Source organism: Mobilicoccus caccae, from assembly GCF_030161635.1.
GTDB lineage: Bacteria > Actinomycetota > Actinomycetes > Actinomycetales > Dermatophilaceae > Mobilicoccus > Mobilicoccus caccae.
In genome coordinates this window covers 1,859,075-1,875,840 of record NZ_BSUO01000001.1, presented here as the reverse complement: position 1 = coordinate 1,875,840, position 16,766 = coordinate 1,859,075, and the positions used below count along the sequence as shown (strand labels likewise).

At 72.2% G+C, this 16,766-nt stretch carries 17 protein-coding genes and 1 pseudogene; 15 read left to right on the top strand and 3 right to left on the bottom strand.

Features of this window, described 5'->3' with window-relative positions; genetic code table 11:
* Positions 1–26 precede the first annotated feature (26 nt).
* Genes QQK49_RS09075 through QQK49_RS09060 form a run of 4 tightly spaced genes read left to right on the top strand, consistent with a single transcriptional unit; the run spans position 27 to position 2,810 of the window.
* A complete protein-coding gene (locus tag QQK49_RS09075; RefSeq protein WP_284303627.1) occupies positions 27–467 on the top strand; it encodes an SRPBCC family protein in 441 nt (146 codons plus the stop codon).
* Positions 464–886 carry a hypothetical protein gene (locus tag QQK49_RS09070; RefSeq protein WP_284303626.1) on the top strand — a complete coding sequence of 141 codons (423 nt, stop codon included), beginning with the start codon at positions 464–466 and terminating at the stop codon, positions 884–886. Before QQK49_RS09075 ends, QQK49_RS09070 begins: the two co-directional genes overlap by 4 nt.
* Entirely contained in the window at positions 883–1,839 is a 957-nt protein-coding gene (locus QQK49_RS09065; RefSeq protein WP_284303625.1) for an ROK family glucokinase, read from the top strand. The genes QQK49_RS09070 and QQK49_RS09065 overlap by 4 nt, the downstream gene beginning before the upstream one ends.
* Positions 1,836–2,810: an ROK family glucokinase gene (locus tag QQK49_RS09060; RefSeq protein ID WP_284303624.1), complete on the top strand. Its 975-nt coding sequence runs from the start codon at positions 1,836–1,838 to the stop codon at positions 2,808–2,810. The genes QQK49_RS09065 and QQK49_RS09060 overlap by 4 nt, the downstream gene beginning before the upstream one ends.
* A gap of 21 nt (positions 2,811–2,831) precedes the next feature.
* Here the strand turns inward: QQK49_RS09060 and QQK49_RS09055 are convergent, their stop codons facing one another.
* On the bottom strand, positions 2,832–3,425 hold the full coding sequence (locus tag QQK49_RS09055; protein ID WP_284303623.1) for a hypothetical protein: 594 nt from the start codon (positions 3,423–3,425) through the stop codon (positions 2,832–2,834).
* A gap of 124 nt (positions 3,426–3,549) precedes the next feature.
* Here QQK49_RS09055 and QQK49_RS09050 point away from each other — a divergent pair, with 124 nt between their 5' ends.
* The 6 genes from QQK49_RS09050 (at position 3,550) to QQK49_RS09030 (ending at position 8,453) form a co-directional block, all read left to right on the top strand.
* Positions 3,550–4,497, top strand: coding sequence for a lysophospholipid acyltransferase family protein (locus QQK49_RS09050; protein WP_348536255.1), 948 nt, complete (start codon positions 3,550–3,552; stop codon positions 4,495–4,497).
* Between the two features lie 3 nt (positions 4,498–4,500).
* Complete coding sequence (macS, locus tag QQK49_RS09045; RefSeq protein WP_284303622.1) at positions 4,501–5,691, top strand: MacS family sensor histidine kinase; 1,191 nt, start codon at positions 4,501–4,503, stop codon at positions 5,689–5,691.
* Positions 5,688–6,197 (top strand): response regulator, encoded by a 510-nt coding sequence (locus QQK49_RS09040; protein ID WP_348536145.1) that lies wholly within the window; start codon positions 5,688–5,690, stop codon positions 6,195–6,197. Before macS ends, QQK49_RS09040 begins: the two co-directional genes overlap by 4 nt.
* On the top strand, positions 6,182–6,385 hold the full coding sequence (locus QQK49_RS22730; protein ID WP_348536144.1) for a response regulator transcription factor: 204 nt from the start codon (positions 6,182–6,184) through the stop codon (positions 6,383–6,385). Before QQK49_RS09040 ends, QQK49_RS22730 begins: the two co-directional genes overlap by 16 nt.
* 97 nt (positions 6,386–6,482) lie before the next feature.
* Positions 6,483–7,847 carry a class II 3-deoxy-7-phosphoheptulonate synthase gene (locus QQK49_RS09035; RefSeq protein ID WP_284303621.1) on the top strand — a complete coding sequence of 455 codons (1,365 nt, stop codon included), beginning with the start codon at positions 6,483–6,485 and terminating at the stop codon, positions 7,845–7,847.
* Between the two features lie 9 nt (positions 7,848–7,856).
* The gene (locus tag QQK49_RS09030; protein ID WP_284303620.1) at positions 7,857–8,453 is read left to right on the top strand and encodes a molybdopterin-dependent oxidoreductase; all 597 of its coding nucleotides are present in this window, start codon (positions 7,857–7,859) and stop codon (positions 8,451–8,453) included.
* 32 nt (positions 8,454–8,485) lie between these two features.
* Here QQK49_RS09030 and pknB read toward each other — a convergent pair whose 3' ends face one another.
* A complete protein-coding gene (gene pknB / locus QQK49_RS09025) occupies positions 8,486–10,519 on the bottom strand; it encodes a Stk1 family PASTA domain-containing Ser/Thr kinase (protein ID WP_284303619.1) in 2,034 nt (677 codons plus the stop codon).
* Positions 10,520–10,595: 76 nt separating this feature from the next.
* On the opposite strand from pknB, the gene QQK49_RS09020 reads away from it, so the two are divergent.
* Positions 10,596–11,000: an Rv2175c family DNA-binding protein gene (locus tag QQK49_RS09020; protein ID WP_284303618.1), complete on the top strand. Its 405-nt coding sequence runs from the start codon at positions 10,596–10,598 to the stop codon at positions 10,998–11,000.
* A 33-nt stretch (positions 11,001–11,033) separates the two neighbouring features.
* On the opposite strand, the gene QQK49_RS09015 is transcribed toward QQK49_RS09020, so the two are convergent.
* A complete protein-coding gene (locus QQK49_RS09015; protein WP_284305863.1) occupies positions 11,034–12,164 on the bottom strand; it encodes a polyprenyl synthetase family protein in 1,131 nt (376 codons plus the stop codon).
* A 265-nt stretch (positions 12,165–12,429) separates the two neighbouring features.
* On the opposite strand from QQK49_RS09015, the gene QQK49_RS09010 reads away from it, so the two are divergent.
* The 4 genes and pseudogenes from QQK49_RS09010 to dnaE all read left to right on the top strand — a co-directional run bounded on the left by QQK49_RS09010 (position 12,430) and on the right by dnaE (position 16,718).
* Entirely contained in the window at positions 12,430–12,729 is a 300-nt protein-coding gene (locus QQK49_RS09010; protein ID WP_284303617.1) for a DUF6504 family protein, read from the top strand.
* A gap of 25 nt (positions 12,730–12,754) precedes the next feature.
* Positions 12,755–13,171, top strand: coding sequence for an SAV_6107 family HEPN domain-containing protein (locus tag QQK49_RS09005; protein ID WP_284303616.1), 417 nt, complete (start codon positions 12,755–12,757; stop codon positions 13,169–13,171).
* A gap of 47 nt (positions 13,172–13,218) precedes the next feature.
* Positions 13,219–13,329: pseudogene (locus QQK49_RS22725) on the top strand (hypothetical protein); the annotation flags it as partial.
* 188 nt (positions 13,330–13,517) lie between these two features.
* Positions 13,518–16,718, top strand: a complete 3,201-nt coding sequence (gene dnaE / locus QQK49_RS09000; protein WP_348536143.1) for a DNA polymerase III subunit alpha — start codon at positions 13,518–13,520, stop codon at positions 16,716–16,718.
* Positions 16,719–16,766 lie beyond the last annotated feature (48 nt).

Sequence of the window (16,766 nt, the reverse complement as noted above, 5' to 3'; positions counted from 1 at the left end):
GATGCGTGGGTCGATAGCCTACGGACATGTCCTCAGGAACCAAGGAGTCGGTCCGCATCGACGCGTCACCCGGCGAGGTGCTCGACGTGATCGTCGACGTCGAGTCCTACCCGCAGTGGTCCCCCGACATGAAGCAGGTCTCGATCCTGGAGGACGAGGACGGCTGGCCCCGCCGCGTGCGGTTCACGGTCGACGCCGGGGTGGTGTCGGACACCTACGTGCTCGAGTACGACTGGGACGTCGACGAGGACGGTGCGGGCGAGGTGTCGTGGACGCTCGTGGAGTCGGCCAAACTGAGGTCGCTGGACGGGCAGTACGTCATCGAGGCCGACGACGAGGGCACGATGGTCACCTACTCGCTCACGGTCGACGTGGCCGTGCCCCTGCCGGGGATGCTGCGACGCAAGGCCGAGAAGTCGATCGTGTCCACCGCACTGACCGGGCTGCGCCGGCGCGTCCAGGGATGAGTGATCGCAGCGTCGGGTCGGTCGAGACCGAGGCCCGGCTGTTGGCGCAGGCCCTGACGAGGGTGAACGCGCCGACCCCGCAGGAGGACGAGGGCGACGAGGGCCGTGAACGCCCGCCGCTGAGGCTGTTGCGGCCGGAGCCGGAGTCCGACCCGACCTCGGAGCAGAGGCAGGACCCATCGTGGGTCACGATGCACGCCCCCGAGGCGCTGCGCAGTCTCGCCGACGTCGCCGACCTGCTCGCGGACGGCCTGCGCACCCTGGCCGGCGGCATCGAGGAGTCGGGCCGAGCCGCCGGATCCGCCGACGCCGGCGCGCCCGCGGGCGGTACCTTGCAGTACCGAGGGGATCGCGACGGCCACGACGACCAGGACCGATCTCCGGCCGGTGACCACGACGAGCAGCAGGAGCGGGCATGACCACGGTGGGACTGGACATCGGCGGCACCAAGATCCTCGGAGCCGTCGTCGAGGAGGACGGCACGATCCTCGCCCGCGGCAAGCGCGACACGGCGGCCGAGGACCCCACCGCGATCGTGGCCGCCGCCGCCGACCTCGTCGACGAGCTGGCCGGCGACGGCGACGTCGAGGCCGTCGGTGTGGCGGTCGCGGGATTCCTCGACCGGGAGCGCGAGCGGGTCGTGTTCGCCCCCAACGTGTCCTGGCGCGGTGAGAGCCTGCGTGCCGACCTGGCCGCGCTGGTGCGGCTGCCCGTCGTCATCGAGAACGACGCCAACGCCGCGACCTGGGGCGAGTTCGTCCACGGGTCGGCCAAGGACGTCGACGACCTGCTGTTCCTCACCATCGGCACCGGCGTCGGTGGCGGCGTGGTGACCGACGGGCAGCTGTTGCGCGGTGCCTTCGGGATGGGAGCCGAACTCGGTCACATGCGGGTCGTCCCGAACGGCCGGCTGTGCGGGTGCGGTATCCACGGCTGCCTGGAGCAGTACGCGAGCGGCACCGCGTTGGTCCGCTCGGCCCAGCACCTCGTCGCCTCCGGCGCTCCCGAGGCGGCCGTGCTGGCGAACCGCTGCGGAGGAGACGCGCGCACGCTCACCGGACGTGATGTCACAGACGCGGCGATGCAGGGAGATCCCGCCGCGGTCGGGCTCCTGGCCGAGTTGGGCCGGTGGCTGGGGGAGGGTGTCGCCTCGCTCGCCGCGATCCTCGACCCGGAGGTCGTCCTCATCGGGGGCGGGGTGTCCCAGGCCGGGGCGCTCCTGCTGGATCCGGCCCGGGAGGCGTTCACCGAACACCTGACCGGCCGGGGGTTCCGGCCCCAGGCCAGGCTCCTGCTCGCCGAACTGCTCGACGACGCGGGTGTCGTCGGCGCGGCGGCGCTGGCGCGTGACCTCGTTCGGACCGGACGGTGAGTGGCGGGCTGGCCATCGGGGTCGACATCGGCGGCACGAAGGTGGCGGCCGGCACGGTCGACGCCTCCGGCCGCATCCTCCGGCGGGCACGCCGCGACACCCCGGAACGCTCCTCCAGCCCCCGCGTCGTGGAGGACACCATCGTCGACGCGGTGGAGGAACTGCTGGCCGACGCCGAGCAGCAGGGCGAGGAGATCGTCGCCCTCGGGGTCGGTGCCGCGGGCTTCGTGGGTGCCGACCGCGCGACCGTCGTCTTCGCGCCGCACCTGTCGTGGCGGGACGAGCCGCTGCGCGACGCGCTGCGGGCCCGCTTCCGGCGCACGATCACCGTCGACAACGACGCCAACGCCGCCGCCTGGGCGGAGTCGCGGTTCGGTGCGGCCCGCGGCGAGACGCACGTGGCCATGATCACCCTGGGCACCGGCATCGGTGGAGCACTGCTCTTCGACGGGGTGCTGCAGCGCGGCCGGCACGGCATCGCGGGGGAGTTCGGACACATGCAGGTCGTGCCCGACGGCATCCGGTGCGAGTGCGGCAACCGGGGGTGCTGGGAGCAGTACGCGAGCGGTAACGCGCTGGTCAGGGAGGCCCGCGGGCTCATGTCGGCCCGCTCGCCGGTGGCCGAGGACCTCCTCGAACGCGTCGGCGGGGACCCCTCACGCCTGGCCGGGCCCCTGGTCACCGAGGCCGCCCGCGAGGGCGACCCGACGGCGCGTGAGCTTCTCGCCGAGGTCGGGCACTGGCTGGGTGTGGGGCTCGCCAACCTCGCGGCGGCCTTCGACCCGGGGATGTTCGTCGTCGGTGGCGGCGTCAGCGCGGCCGGCGACCTGCTGCTGGAACCCGCGCGCCTGGCCTACCGCCGCCACCTGCCCGGTCGCGGCTACCGCCCCGAGGCGCAGATCGTCGCCGCGGCGCTCGGCCCCGACGCCGGACTCATCGGGGCGGCCGACCTCGCGCGCGCGGAGAACTGAGGTCGGACGCGAGACCTGCGCTCAGACGCGGGCGCCGTCGTCGTCATCGTCGATGTCGCGGTCCTTCGGTTGCCGCAGGACGAGCGTCGCGAAGCCCGCGAGGGTCAGACCGCCGGCCGCCCACATGAGGCTGCGTTCGGTCGAGTCGAAGAGCGCGAGGTACACCAGCCACAACGGGCCGCCGACCAGACCGACGAGGGCGAGATAGAAGGGCCAGTCGTCGAAGAAGGCCGGCAACGGGCGCGGCGGAGGCGGCTCGTAGCCCTTTTCCTCGTCGTCCTCGGGCATCTCGTGACGCCGGAACGGGACCGGTTCGCCGAGCTGCGAGGAGGCGGAGAGGGTGTTCGGGGCGCCCCGGTCCACCGGATCGGCGCGATCGGGAGGGGGCGCCGAGATCTCGGGGGTCTCGGGGGTCTCAGGGGTGTCGGGGGCGTCGTCGGGGGCACTGCGCTCGGCGCGTGCGTCCGCATCGCTATCGGATCGGTCGACGGAGCGTTCCTCGGACGTGGGGGCAGGCGGATCCAGGGCCTCCTGGGGTGGGTCGTCCCAGCGCGCGATGATGTCGGCGAACTGGGCGTCGATGTCGTCTCGCTCGTCGCCGCCGGTGGTCGACATGGGTCCCCTCTCCACACGCTCTGGAGGGGATTCTCGCAGAGACGGGCGTTCCGCGTGAGGGCCCCCGCCACCCGTGGTCATCCCGTAGAGTGGCCCGGTCCGACGGGAGGGATGCGGTGCTCTACTGGTTCTTCAAACTGGTCCTCATCGGGCCCGTGATCCGCGTGCTGTTCCGCCCCTGGATGGAGGGGAGGAGCACATCCCCACGCACGGGCCCGCCATCCTGGCGAGCAACCATCTCTCGTTCAGCGACTCGATCCTGCTGCCGTTGATGTGCCCGCGGCGGATCACGTTCCCGGCCAAGAGCGACTACTTCACCCAGCCCGGCCTGGTCGGGCGTCTCAAGGCGGCGTTCTTCCGCGGCACCGGGCAGATCCCCATCGACCGTTCGGGTGGCGCGGCCAGCCAGGTCGCGATGGACGCCGGTCTGGCCGTGCTGCAGCGCGGTGAGCTGTTCGGCATCTACCCCGAGGGCACCCGCTCTCCCGACGGGCGGCTCTACAAGGGCAAGACCGGTATCGCGCGGTTGGCGTTGAAGGCCGGTGTGCCGGTGGTTCCGGTGGCGATGATCGACACCGACAAGGCCCAGCCCACCGGGCAGAAGATCCCCACGATCATGCGCGTCGGCGTGCGTGTCGGACCGGCCCTGGACTTCAGCCGGTACGCCGATCGCGCGGACGACCGCGAGGTGCTGCGCGACATCACCGACCAGATCATGGCGGCCCTGGCCGAGTTGTCGGGTCAGGAGTACGTCGACGAGTACGCGGCCACCATCAAGCAGCAGCTCGCGGCCAAGGCCGAGACGTTCGTGGCCGCGGCCAAGGCCGAGGGCGCCGCTGCGCAGGCCCGGGCCGAGCGGGTCGTCGCCACGGCCAGGGCCGAGGGCGCGGCGGCTCAGGCGAAGGCTCAGGCCCGCGCCGAGGAGCTCATGTCGGCCGCGCGCACCGAGGTCGAACACCGGCGCAGGCGCCGCCCGGACGCCGGGGACGCCGCAGCCCCTCCCGACACGGGTTCGCCCGCCGATGCCGGTGGCGAGGACGTCGAGGGGCCCCGTCCCGAGCAGAGTTCCTGAGCCGTGCGTCGCGGCGACCCGGTCGGTGAGGACGACGGCCGCGTCATCGTGGCGTTCTGGTCGGCCCTGGACCTGCTGCGGCCGCTGGTGCTGCTCTACGTCGTCTACCAGTACGTCCAACGTCTGCCGGAGGTCCAGCACCCCGAGCGTGGGTGGGTCGTCCTCGGGGTCCTCGGCCTCTGGACCGTCCTCACGCTGATCGTGCGGCGCAGGACGCGGACCTGGCTGGCGGTCGAGCTGTTCATCGGCGCCGCCGCCGTCATCGCCTCGGCCCTCGTCGACTCGCCGCAGGCCATCGCCGACGGTGCGCCGACCGTGCCGGGGATGTGGCCGGCGGCCACCGTGCTCTCGTGGGCCGTGCTCACCGGGCCGTTGGGCGGGACGGCCGCGGCGGCGGTGATCGCGATCGCCGACATCGTGCTGATCGGCACCCCCTCGGACCTGACGATGCACAACATCGTCATCCTCCTGCTGCTCGGGGCACTCGTCGGCTACTGCGCCGAGCTCGCGCGGGACGGGCAGCGGGCCTCCCGCGAGGCCGCGGCGATCAAGGCCGCGTCGATGGAACGCGAACGGCTCGCCCGCAGCGTGCACGACGGGGTCCTGCAGGCCCTCAGCTACGTGCACCGTCGTGGGCTGGAGATCGGTGGTGACGCAGCAGAACTCGGACGGCTCGCCGCCGAGCAGGAACGCAGTCTGCGCGACCTCATCCGCACACCGATCGCCGGCCCGGCCCTGCGCCGCGGCGTCGGCGGTGCGACGGCGACGGCGAGCCCGACGGGGTCGCGCATCGACCTCCCCTCCCTCCTGGCCGAGCGCGCCGGGGAGGCGGTGAGCGTGGTCGACACCGGCGAGCCTCTCCTCATGTCCGGGCCGCGGGCCCGCGAGGTCGACGCGGCGGTGGGAGCCGCGCTGGACAACGTGGCCCGCCACGCCGGGGAGGGGGCCCGGGCGTGGATCCTCGTGGAGAAGATCGAGGAGGACGTCATGGTGACCGTGCGGGACAACGGCCGGGGCATGGCTCCCGGGCGCCTGGAGGAGGCGCGCGAGGAGGGCCGGCTCGGCGTGTGTTCGAGCATCCTGGGCCGTATGGAGGACCTGGGCGGCAGCGCGGAGATCACGACGTCCGCGAGCGGGACGAGGGTGGAGTTGCGGGCCCCCATCCGGGGCCGGGACGACGAAGGAGACGCATGAGCGAGCAGATCAGGGTCGTCGTCGCCGACGACCACCCCATGTGGCGGGACGCGGTGGAGCGGGACCTGCAGGACGCGGGGATGGAGGTCGTGGCCACGGCCGCCGACGGTCGCGCGGCGCTCGACCGCACCCTGGCCGTGCGCCCCGACGTGCTGGTCCTCGACCTCAACCTCCCGGTCCTGCACGGCGTGCAGGTGTGCCGGCGCCTGCAGGAGGCCGGCGCGCAGGTCCACATCCTCGTGCTGTCCGCCAGCGGCGAGGCCGGTGACGTGCTGCAGGCGGTCAAGGAGGGCGCCACCGGATACCTGGTCAAGTCGGCCGGCCGTGAGGAGTTCCTCGCGGCGGTGCGCTCCACGGCCGAGGGCAAGGCGGTGTTCACGCCCGGGCTCGCCGGGCTGGTCCTGGGGGAGTACCGACGCCTCGCGGGGAGGCGCCCCAGGACGAGGCCCACCCCGAACTCACGCCGCGTGAGACCGAGATCCTGCGCCTGGTGGCCACGGGGATGAGCTATCGCGAGATCGCCGAGACGCTCGTGGTCAGCCACCGCACGGTGCAGAACCACGTGCAGAACACCCTCGGCAAGCTGCACCTGCACAACCGGGTGCAACTGGCCCGGTACGCCGTCGCCAAGGGCATCGTCGACCCGTCCGACACCGCCCCCGACATGGGCCCCTCCGCTGATCCCCGGGGGTGATCCCGGACGGTGAGGCGCAGGGGCCCGCGGCCCTGTTGTATGCCCGCCATCCGAACCCGGCCCGAGGCAGGTGTCCACATCGCATTACCCTGGCCGGGTGACTGCGAACAACGCCCTCACCTGGGCCGACCTCCCCGCTCGTCAGCAGCCGATCTGGCCGGACGCCGATGCCTTGCACGCCGCCCAGCAGACGCTGTCGACCTATCCGCCGCTCGTCTTCGCCGGAGAGTGCGACGTGCTGTTGGAGCGCCTCGGTGAGGCGGCACGCGGTGAGGCGTTCGTGCTCATGGGCGGTGATTGCGCCGAGACGTTCGCCTCGGCCACGGCGGACAACATCCGCGACCGGGTCAAGACGATCCTGCAGATGGCGGCCGTCCTCACCTACGGCGCGAGCATGCCGGTGGTCAAGATCGGGCGCATGGCGGGGCAGTACGCCAAGCCGCGCAGCAAGAACACCGAGGTCCGCGGTGGTGTCGAGCTCCCGGCCTACCGGGGCGACATGGTCAACGACTTCGCGTTCGACGAGCCCTCCCGCATCCCCGATCCGCAGCGGCTGCTGCGGGCCTACCACGCGAGTTCGGCGACCTTGAATCTCGTGCGGGCCTTCACCCAGGGCGGATTCGCCGACCTGCGGCACGTGCACGACTGGAACCGCGGGTTCATCTCCAACAAGGCCAACAAGCGCTACGAGAAGATCGCCAACGACATCGATCGGGCGATGCGCTTCATGAAGGCGTGCCGGGTCGACTTCGAGGCGCTGCGCAGCGTCGATGTGTGGGCCAGCCACGAGGCGCTGTTGCTCGACTACGAGAAGCCGCTGACCCGCATCGACTCGCGCACCGGGCGTCCGTACGGCACGTCGGGGCACTTCCTGTGGTGCGGTGAGCGCACCCGGGAGCGCGAGGGCGCGCACCTCGACTACATCTCGCGCATCAGCAACCCCATCGGGGTCAAGCTCGGACCCACGGCCACCGGCGCCGACGCCCTCGAACTCATCGAGCGGCTCGACCCCGACGCCGTGCCGGGCCGGCTCACCTTCATCACCCGCATGGGCCAGGGCAAGATCCGCGAGGCTCTGCCGCCGATCCTGCAGGCGGTCAAGGACTCCGGTCGCCTGGTCACGTGGGTGTGCGACCCGATGCATGGCAACACCTTCGAGTCCGAGAACGGGTACAAGACCCGGCGCTTCGAGGACATCGTCGAGGAGGTGCGTGGCTTCTTCGAGGCGCACGCGCAGGTCGGCACGCACCCGGGCGGCATCCACGTCGAACTCACCGGCAACGACGTCACCGAATGCCTCGGCGGCGTCATGCATCTCGAGGACGCCGACCTCGGGCGACGGTATGAGACGTTGTGCGACCCGCGCCTCAACCACCAGCAGAGTCTCGAGCTGGCCTTCGTGGTGGCCGAGATGCTGGCGGAACGGACCGGTGGCGTCGCCGGAGACGACGCGGGGATCTAAGACCCACCCGTGAACGACCACGTCGACGCGTTGGCGGACCCCTCGCCGCTGCCTCCGGGGCAGCGGCCGGGACCGCTGCGCCCGATGCACTACGGACGGGTCCCGCGGCTGGATCTCGCGTCGTGGTCGTTGACGATCGAGGGCGCCACGGTCGACGGGTCGATGACCCGCTTGTTGTGGCCGGACCTGCAGAAACTCCCGCAGACCGAGGTCCGGGCCGATCACCACTGCGTCGCCAAGCGCAGCGCCACCGGCCTGGTATGGGCGGGAGTCCCGGCCCGGGTCCTCGTCGAACTCGCGCCTCCCGCGACCGAGGCGCAGTGGGTGCTCGCCTCGGCGGCCTACGGCTACCACTCGAACATCACCGTGGACGACCTGTTGTCGCCGCGGGCGTTGTTCGCCACGCATCTGAACGGTGAGCCGCTCTCGCCCGAGCACGGCTGGCCGGTCCGGCTGGTCCTCCCGCACCTCTACGGGTGGAAGGGCCCCAAGTGGATCATGGCGCTGGAGTACCTCGCCGCACCGCAGCGGGGGTTCTGGGAGGAGCGTGGATACCACTTCACCGGCGACGTGTGGCGCGAGGAGCGGTACTCCCACCAGGAGTGAGTTCCTCAGACGACTCCGACGACTCCGACGACTCAGACGACGTTGAGGGTGATCGTGCTGCCCTTGGGTGCGGTGCCCCGCGCTGGTTCGGTGGAGTGGGCGGTGCCGAAGATCCCGCCGGCGATGCGGTTGACCTCGACCTTGAATCCCGCTGCGGTGAGGGCGTCCTGGGCCTCACGGGCGCTCATGCCGCTGACGCTCGGGACGGCGATCATCTCGGGTCCGCGGCTGATGGTGAGGGTGATGGTGTCGCCCTTGTAGAGGGGCCCCTCGGCGGGGTCGGTGGAGATGACCGCGCCCTCGGGGACGCCGGTGCTGTAGGCGCGCTCGTCGGCGACCTGGACCGCGAGTCCGGCCTTCTCCAACTGGGCCTGAGCCTTCTCCAGCGGCTGGCCCGCGATGTCGTCGATGGGGATCGGCTGTCGTCCTCGGCTGACGACGAGGGTGACCTCGGTGCCCGGTCGGGAGGATGTGCCGGCGGCCGGGGTCGTGCCGATGACGCGGCCCGATTCGATCTTCTCGTCGTAGGCGCGGCGCGGGGAGCCGGAGACCGTGAGCTTGCCCTCGGCGATGAGGGCGGTGGCCTCCTCGATCGTGCGTCCGGCCACGTCGGGCACGGCGTACCGCTCGGGTCCCTTGCTGACGGCTAGCGGGATGCTGGTGCCGCGACGCACCACCGAACCCGGCTCGGCGCCGACGCTGATGACGGTGTCGCGGGGGACGGTCTCGGAGAACTCCTCCTCGGTGACCGGAAGCAGGTCGGCCTCGCGCAACATCGACTCCGCGGAGAGGCGTTCGGTGGCGACGACGTCGGGCACGGTGCGTTCTCCGGGCGGTCCGAACCACCAGTAGGCGGCGCCTCCTCCCGCGAGCAGCAGGGTGAGCAGGAGGCCGATGAGGACGGCGCGCAGTCCACGACGGCGCCGACGCGGGGTGTCGGCGGCCTGCTCCTCGGGTGGGGTGACCGCGGTCGCGCCACCCAGGGTGGGCAGGGCACGGGTCATCCGGTGCAGGGTGCGGGTGTCGTGGGTCCCAGGGGCACGGGCCGGGGACGTCTCGCCCGCCTCGTCCTCGCCGGTGCCTGCGGTGTCCGCGTCCTCGCCGGTGCCGTCGTCCGCGACCCTGTCGTCGCCCTCGGCCGTGTCGGAGGCGTCGTCATCCCCGGCGGCGGGCGTGGTGGGGGCCGTGATCTGGGGGCGGCGATCGAGGTCCTCATCGGACAGGCCGAGCCGGGTGGTGCGCAGTGCGGCGAGGAACGCGGCCGCGTCCTGGTAGCGGTCGGCGGGATCGCGGCGGGTGGCGGTGGCGACGAGGTCGTCGAGGGCGCCGGGCAGGTCCTCGACGTGGCCCGAGGGAGGTGTGAGGGATCCGTTGACGTGCTGCCAGGCGATGTGGATGGGTGACTCGCCCTCGACGGCCGTTCTGCCCGTGAGCATCTCGTGCAACAGGAGCCCGACGCCGTAGAGGTCGCTGCGGTGGTCGGCGGTGCCGTGCTCGACCTGTTCGGGCGCGAGGTAGGCGACCGTGCCGAGCAGCGGTCCCGTGCGTCCGGTGGCGGTCGAGGTGCCCATGGCCCGGGCGAGGCCGAAGTCGGCGACCTTGACCTGGTCGTCGGTCGACAGCAGGACGTTCTCGGGTTTGACGTCGCGGTGGACCAGGTCCTTGCGGTGCGCGGCGCGCAGCGCCTCGAGGACCGCTTCGGTCACCTCGAACGCCTCACGTGGGGTGAGGGCGTCTTTCTCGTTCAGCAGGTCACGCAGCGTCTGCCCGTCGACGAACTCCATGGCGAGAAAGAGCAGCCCGTCGTCCTCACCCTGGTCGAAGACGGCGACGACGTGGGGGTGGGACAACCTGGCCGCCGACCGGGCCTCGCGACGGAACCGGGTGACGAAGTCCGCGTCGCGGGCGAGTTCGGGCCGCATGACCTTGAGGGCGACCTGCCGGTCGAGCCGGGTGTCGAGGGCGGCGTACACGCTTCCCATGCCGCCGTCGGCGATGTGCGCGAGCACCGTGTAGCGCCCGTCGACCATGCGGCCGACGAGTCCGTCCTGCTGCACGGTCGCCACGGGGGTGAGTCTAGGCGGCAGCATGACGCACCCGGCGAAGCGGCGCGCCAGGGCCGCGTCTGGCACCCTGGTCGACGTGAACGAACAGCTCTCCTCCGATCCTGACGGCGACGACCGGCGCGCCGCACTCGAATCCCTCGTCGACGCCTGGGTGAGCGTCCCGGAGGCGGCCGAACTCCAGGGACGATCCCTGTCGACGGTGCGGGGGCAACTGAAGGACCGCGAGCTCGTGGGGGTGCGGCGCGGGCCCAACAACGCCGTCTACATCCCCGCGGCGTTCCTCACCTCCGAGGGGCCGGTGTCGGCGCTGCACGGCACCGTGACCGTCCTGGCCGACGGAGGCATGGACGACCTCGAACTCCTGACCTGGCTGTTCACCGCGCAGGACGGCCTGGCGGGTGACGGCACCCCGATCGGTGCGCTGCTCACCGGCCACAACAAGGCCGAGGTGCGCCGCCGGGCGATGGAGACCGCCTTCTGAGAGTCCCGCCCAGCTGCGGCGTGAGCAGGCGCCTCAGGTGTCGCGGCGGGTGGCGCGGTCGATGAGGGCATCCAGGGCGCTCCGGCCCTCCGTCGTGAGGCCGGTGGTGGCCGACAGGGCGTCGCGGGCTCGGGCGGTGTCCTCGTCGATGAGTGCTTCGAGGCGTTCCACGGCGCCGGAGGCCGTGATGGTCTCGCGCAGGGCCTCGATCGTGGGGCCGTCGAGCGTGGGGTCGCCGATGCGTTCGCGCAGGAGTCGTGCACCGGCCGATCCGTCGTCGGCGTGGGCGCCGCCCCACGCGAGGGCCAGCAGCACCGTCCGCTTGCCCTCGCGCAGGTCGTCACCCGCCGGTTTGCCGGTGACCTCGGGGTCGCCGAACACCCCGAGCAGGTCGTCGCGGAACTGGAACGCCTCACCGAGCGCGAGACCGTAGTCGCGCAGGTGTGCGGCGTCGTCCGTACCGATACCGGCGGCCTGCGCCCCGATGAGCAGGGGGTGGGCCACGCTGTACTGGGCGCTCTTGTAGCGGACGACCTCGCGGCTGCGTGAGATGCGCGCCGCCTCGTCCAGGTCGTCCCACCCCGTGACGGCGACGTGCATGTCGAGGAACTGCCCGGCCATGAGGTGGCTGCGCATCTCGTCGAAGACCACACGGGCGCGGGCGAGTTCTTCGGCGGGCAGATCGGCGCGCGCGAACATCTCGTCACACCAGCTCAGGCAGAGATTGCCGGCGAGGATCGCGCCCGCCAGGCCGTAGCGCTCCGAAGGTCCCGACCACTGCCTCCTCGCGTGCTCCTCGGCGAAGACCACGTGTGCGGTGGGCCGCCCGCGGCGACGGCGGGAGTCGTCCATGACGTCGTCGTGCAGGAGCGCGGCGGCCTGGAACATCTCCATCGCGGCGGCGACCGTGCGGATCCCGCCGGTGTGGGTTCCGCCGAAGGCGCGGTACCCCCAGTCGCAGAACGCCGCCCGGAGGCGTTTGCCCCCGGCGAGCAGGTCGGCGATCGCGTCGACCAGCGGCACGACGTCGGCCCCGAGCGGAGCGAGGACGCGGCGCTGACGCTCGATCTCGGCGTCGAGTTCGCCCGTGATCAGGGCGCGGAACGGCCCGAGGTCCAACTCCGCCTGAGGGTCGTGCTCGTCGGTGGTCGTGCTCGCGGACATCACGTGGGTCTCCCGGATCGTGGACTGGCGACGAGCCTACGGCAGGTGGGGAGGAGTCGAACACATCCGACGAAGATTCGAACGCGGCCCTGATGTGTACGAATGTCGCGTGCACCTGTTCTGAGCTGCGCATTTGTCGTCGTTGACAGGTTGTCGGTGGTGAGGTGTACGCTTTTTGCATCGAACAAAAGTTCGACTCGAAACCCTGGCTCGAACGGGCCGAGACGTGTGTCCGACGCGATGTCGGGTGGGTGAGGAGGGCGGCGTGCGCAGGTACGACGAACCGGTCCAGGTGCAGACCGATCAGGAGGAATCGCCCCACCGCTTCCTCTGGCACGGCCGCGTCTACGACATCGAGGCGGTCCTCGACCGGTGGGTCATCCGCCTGCCGTGGTGGCGCCGTGCCCTCGCCCCCGACGGCGGGGCGTGGGCCCTCGAACCCGACCTTCTCGACGAACACGTATGGCGCGTCAGCGCGGTCGCCAGAGGCGCCCGTGCGGCGGGGGCCGGCATCTACGACCTCTCCCGGGGTCGGCAGTGGCGTCTCCTGCGCGTCGGCGACTGAACAGCGACCACGAAGAGAGGCCGACATGCCCGCGACGACGACCTTCGACCTGCTCGACCGAGCCCGCGCGACCCTCGTGGCCGCGCACCGGAGCGAGACGACGAACGACCGCTACATCCAGGCGCATCTGGCGACGCTGCGCTCGGCGGCCGCGGTGGTGGCCGCCCGCACCCCGCGCCGCTCCCGACGTGGTGCGCCCATGCGGGACACCTGGGCCGTGCTCGTCCTGCTCGCACCCGAGTTCACCGAGTGGGCCGACTACTTCGCACTCTGCGGCGCCCGCCGCGGCGCGCTCGAGAGCGGCCAGTACGCGAGTCCCCGCGAGGCCGACGACCTCCTGCGCGACGCCGAGACCTTTCACGGCCTGGTGCTCGCCGCACTCGGGCTGCCCCTGGACTCGGGCGCCGTCGACCCCGGACTCGCCGTGGCGGGGCGGGGGTGAGCGTGCCCGATCCGTTCGCGCACCTGCACGTCGCGTCGAGCTATTCGATGCGGTACGGCGCGTCCTCCCCGGCCCTGCTCGTCGAGGCCGCCGCCGCGGCAGGTCAGGGCATCCTCGGCCTCACCGACCGTGACGGGTTGTACGGCGCCGTCCGTTTCGTCCGCGCCGCGGCCGAGGCGGGGATCGATCCCGTCATCGGGGTCGATCTCGCCGCCGATCCGGCCGTGGGGCCGTCCGCCACCCCGCCGCGCACCCCCGCCCGGGGTGGCGAACTCGTCGACGACCGGGCGCCGCGCGTGGTCGTCCTCGCCCGTGGCCAGGGTGGGGGAGTCGCCGCCGGGGCCGGGTGGGGGCGCTCTGCCGCCTGGTCACCGCCACCCACCTGCGCGGTGAACGCGGTCGTCCGCGGACCTCCCGGGAGCTCCTGGCCGAGGCGGCGCACCCGCGGACGCCCGGTGGTCTCTCGCCGGTCACCGTCCTCGTCGGACCCGACTCCGACGTCGGGCGCGCGATCGGCGAGCGGCCCCGAGTAGCCGAATCCCTGCTGCGGGAGTGGAAGGCGCTGCTCGGGGACGCCCTCGTCGTCGAGCTGACCTGCCACGACGCCCCACCCGGACAGGTCCGCAGCGCATCCCAGGCGCGGCGCCTGTGGGAGCTGGCCCGCGACGTCGGGGTGCCGTGCGTGCTCACCGGCGCGGTCCGGCACGCCACGCCGCAGGGCGCCGTCACCGTCGACGTCCTCGACGCGGCGCGACGTCTGACCGTCCTCGACGACCGTCACCTCGATCGGGTCGGCACGGCGGGACACATCGCCCCCGCGGCGCACATGCGGCGCGTCGCCGAGCGGATCACCGGGGAGGCCGGCGCGGCACGCGACCTGCTCGCCGTCACCCTCGCCGTCGCCCGTGAATGCGTGCAGCACCCGCGCCACGACGTCGGCCTCGGCGCCGTCCACCTGCCCGAACCCGACGTCCTCGGTCTGGCGCCGGGTGAGGACCCCCACCGGGTCCTCACCGACCGCTGCCGGGCGGCGATCGCCCGCTGCTACCCCCACGCCCGCGAGGCGGAACTGACCCGCATCCACGACCGCCTCGACGACGAACTCGGGGTGATCGCCTCCCTCGGGTACGCCACCTACTTCCTCACCGTCGCCCTCGTCTGCGACCTCATCCGCGAGGCGGGGGTGCGGGTCGCCGCCCGCGGATCCGGTGCCGGCAGTCTCGTCAACCACCTGCTCGGCATCAGCGGCATCGACCCGATGAGCCACGACCTGCTCATGGAGCGGTTCTGCTCGCCCCTGCGGGCCCAACTGCCCGACATCGACGTCGACGTCGAGTCCGCGCGGCGCACCGAGATGTACGAACGCATCCTCGACCACTTCGGCGGTGAGCGCGTCACCTGCGTCTCGATGATGGAGACCTACCGGGTGCGGCACGCCATCCGCGACGTCGGCTCCGCCCTGGGGCTGCCCGCGGTCGAGGTCGACGTCATCGCCAAGGCGTTCCCGCACATCCGGGCCCGTGACGCCCGCTCCGCCATCGCCGAACTGCCCGAACTCGCCGGCATGGGCCTGACCGCACCCCGGATGGAGGTGCTGTTCGAGCTCGTCGAACGACTCGACGGGCTGCCCCGCCACATCGCGCTCCACCCCTGCGGGGTCGTCCTCTCCGGACTCGGTCTGCTGGACCGCACGCCCGTCGAGGCGAGCTGGCTCGGGTTTCCGATGAGCCAGTTCGACAAGGACGACGTGGAAGCGCTCGGATTTCTCAAGCTCGACGTCCTCGGCATCCGCATGCAGTCGGCGATGGCCTATGCGGTGCAGGAGATCTCGCGGGTGGAGTCGACCACGGTCGACCTGGACGACCGCACGTGCGTGCCGCTCGACGACGAGGCCACCTTCGAGCTCATCCGGTCCACGCGCACCCTCGGCTGCTTCCAGATCGAGAGCCCCGGGCAGCGAGAACTGGTGGGCAAGTTCGCGCCGTCGAGTTTCGCGGACATCGTCATCGACATCTCGCTGTTCCGGCCAGGCCCGGTCAAGTCCGACATGATCACCCCGTTCCTCGAGGCGCGGCAGGGATGGGCGGAGCCCCGCTACCTGCACTCCAGCCTGAAGCCGGCGCTCGCCGAGACGTGCGGGGTCGTCGTCTTCCACGAACAGGTGCTGCGGATCGTCTCGGTGACGACCGGGGTGAGCCTGGCCGAGGCCGACGAGGTGCGTCGTGCCCTCGGCAGCGTCGCCGGGCAGGAGAAGGTGCGCCTCTGGTGGCACGAGAAGGCGCAGGAACGGGGGTACGCCCCGCCGGACCGCGACCGGATCTGGGAGGTGCTCGCCGCCTTCGCCTCGTTCGGGTTCTGCAAGGCGCACGCCGCGGCGTTCGCGCTGCCGACCTACCAGAGCGCCTGGCTCAAGGCCCACCATCCGGCGGCGTTCCTCGCCGGCGTCCTCACCCACGACCCGGGCATGTACCCCAAACGGCTCATCCTCGACGACGCCCGCACCCACGGCATCCCGATCCTCGGGCTCGACGTCAACGCCTCGGGGGACACCTACCAGGTGGAGCGGGTCGAAGGGGCGTACCCGGATGGCGAGGTCGACGAAGACGGCGAGGACGGTGACGACGCATCCCCGGTGTCCACGTTGGGGATCCGGGTGAGCCTGGCCGACGTCAAGGGCATCAGTGAGGACGAGACCTCGCGGATCGTCGCGGGTCAGCCCTACTCGGGTATCGAGGATCTCGCCCGCCGGGCCCGCCCCAGCAGGCCGGTGCTCGAGCGGCTCGTCCTCGCGGGCGCCTTCGACGACCTCTACGGCATCGACGTCGCCTCGCGCGGCGGCCTGGGCAGGCGCGGGGCGATCACCCGCCGCGACCTGCTGTTGCACGTCGCCGAACTCGACCGGTGGAACCGGGCGGCCGACCGGGGGCGGCGCAGCTCCCGGCGTCCGCGGGCGATCGGAGCGACGGGAACGCCCGGGGGCGACGTGCGGGCCCTGGCCGCCGCGCAGTCGCAGGGGGCCGCCCCGGCGGAGCTCGCCGCCACCCGGTCGGTGCAGCTCGCGCTCGACATGGGTCCGGTCCTCACCCCGGCCACCGGGTTGCCCGAGTTGGACGCGGTCGAACGCGTGCAGGCCGAGCTCGACGTCCTCGGTCTCGACGTCAGCGCCCACGTGCTCGAGCCGTACGAGGAGATGCTCACCGACCTGGGCGTCGTCCGGGCCCGTGACCTGCGTGAGGTGCGCACCCGCAGCGACATCCTCGTGGCCGGGGTCAAGGTCGCGACCCAGACCCCGCCGGTCCGGTCCGGCCGTCGCGTCCTGTTCCTCACCCTGGACGACTCCACCGGCCCGCTCGACGCCACGTTCTTCGAGGACGCCCAGGCCCCGTACGCGATGACGGTGTTCCACACCTGGCTGCTGATCGTCCGGGGCGTGACCCGGCGCACCGGGCCGCGGGGGTGTCGCTGCGCGCGAGCGCCGCGTACGACCTGTCGTCGATCTGGGAGGCCTGGTCGGCCGGGGGGATCGAGGCGGCGCAGGCGGAGATGACCCCGCTGACGGTCGTGCCCACCTCGGGTCAGGCGCCCGTGAGGCGAG

What these genes read in the sequence shown, in the direction of transcription:
- QQK49_RS09075 (WP_284303627.1), top strand. Translation starts at nt 27, where the DNA reads ATGTCCTCAGGAACCAAGGAGTCGGTCCGCATCGACGCGTCACCCGGC.
- QQK49_RS09070 (WP_284303626.1), top strand. Translation starts at nt 464, where the DNA reads ATGAGTGATCGCAGCGTCGGGTCGGTCGAGACCGAGGCCCGGCTGTTG.
- QQK49_RS09065 (WP_284303625.1), top strand. Translation starts at nt 883, where the DNA reads ATGACCACGGTGGGACTGGACATCGGCGGCACCAAGATCCTCGGAGCC.
- QQK49_RS09055 (WP_284303623.1), bottom strand. Translation starts at nt 3,425, where the DNA reads ATGTCGACCACCGGCGGCGACGAGCGAGACGACATCGACGCCCAGTTC.
- QQK49_RS09040 (WP_348536145.1), top strand. Translation starts at nt 5,688, where the DNA reads ATGAGCGAGCAGATCAGGGTCGTCGTCGCCGACGACCACCCCATGTGG.
- QQK49_RS09015 (WP_284305863.1), bottom strand. Translation starts at nt 12,164, where the DNA reads ATGTCCGCGAGCACGACCACCGACGAGCACGACCCTCAGGCGGAGTTG.
- QQK49_RS09005 (WP_284303616.1), top strand. Translation starts at nt 12,755, where the DNA reads ATGCCCGCGACGACGACCTTCGACCTGCTCGACCGAGCCCGCGCGACC.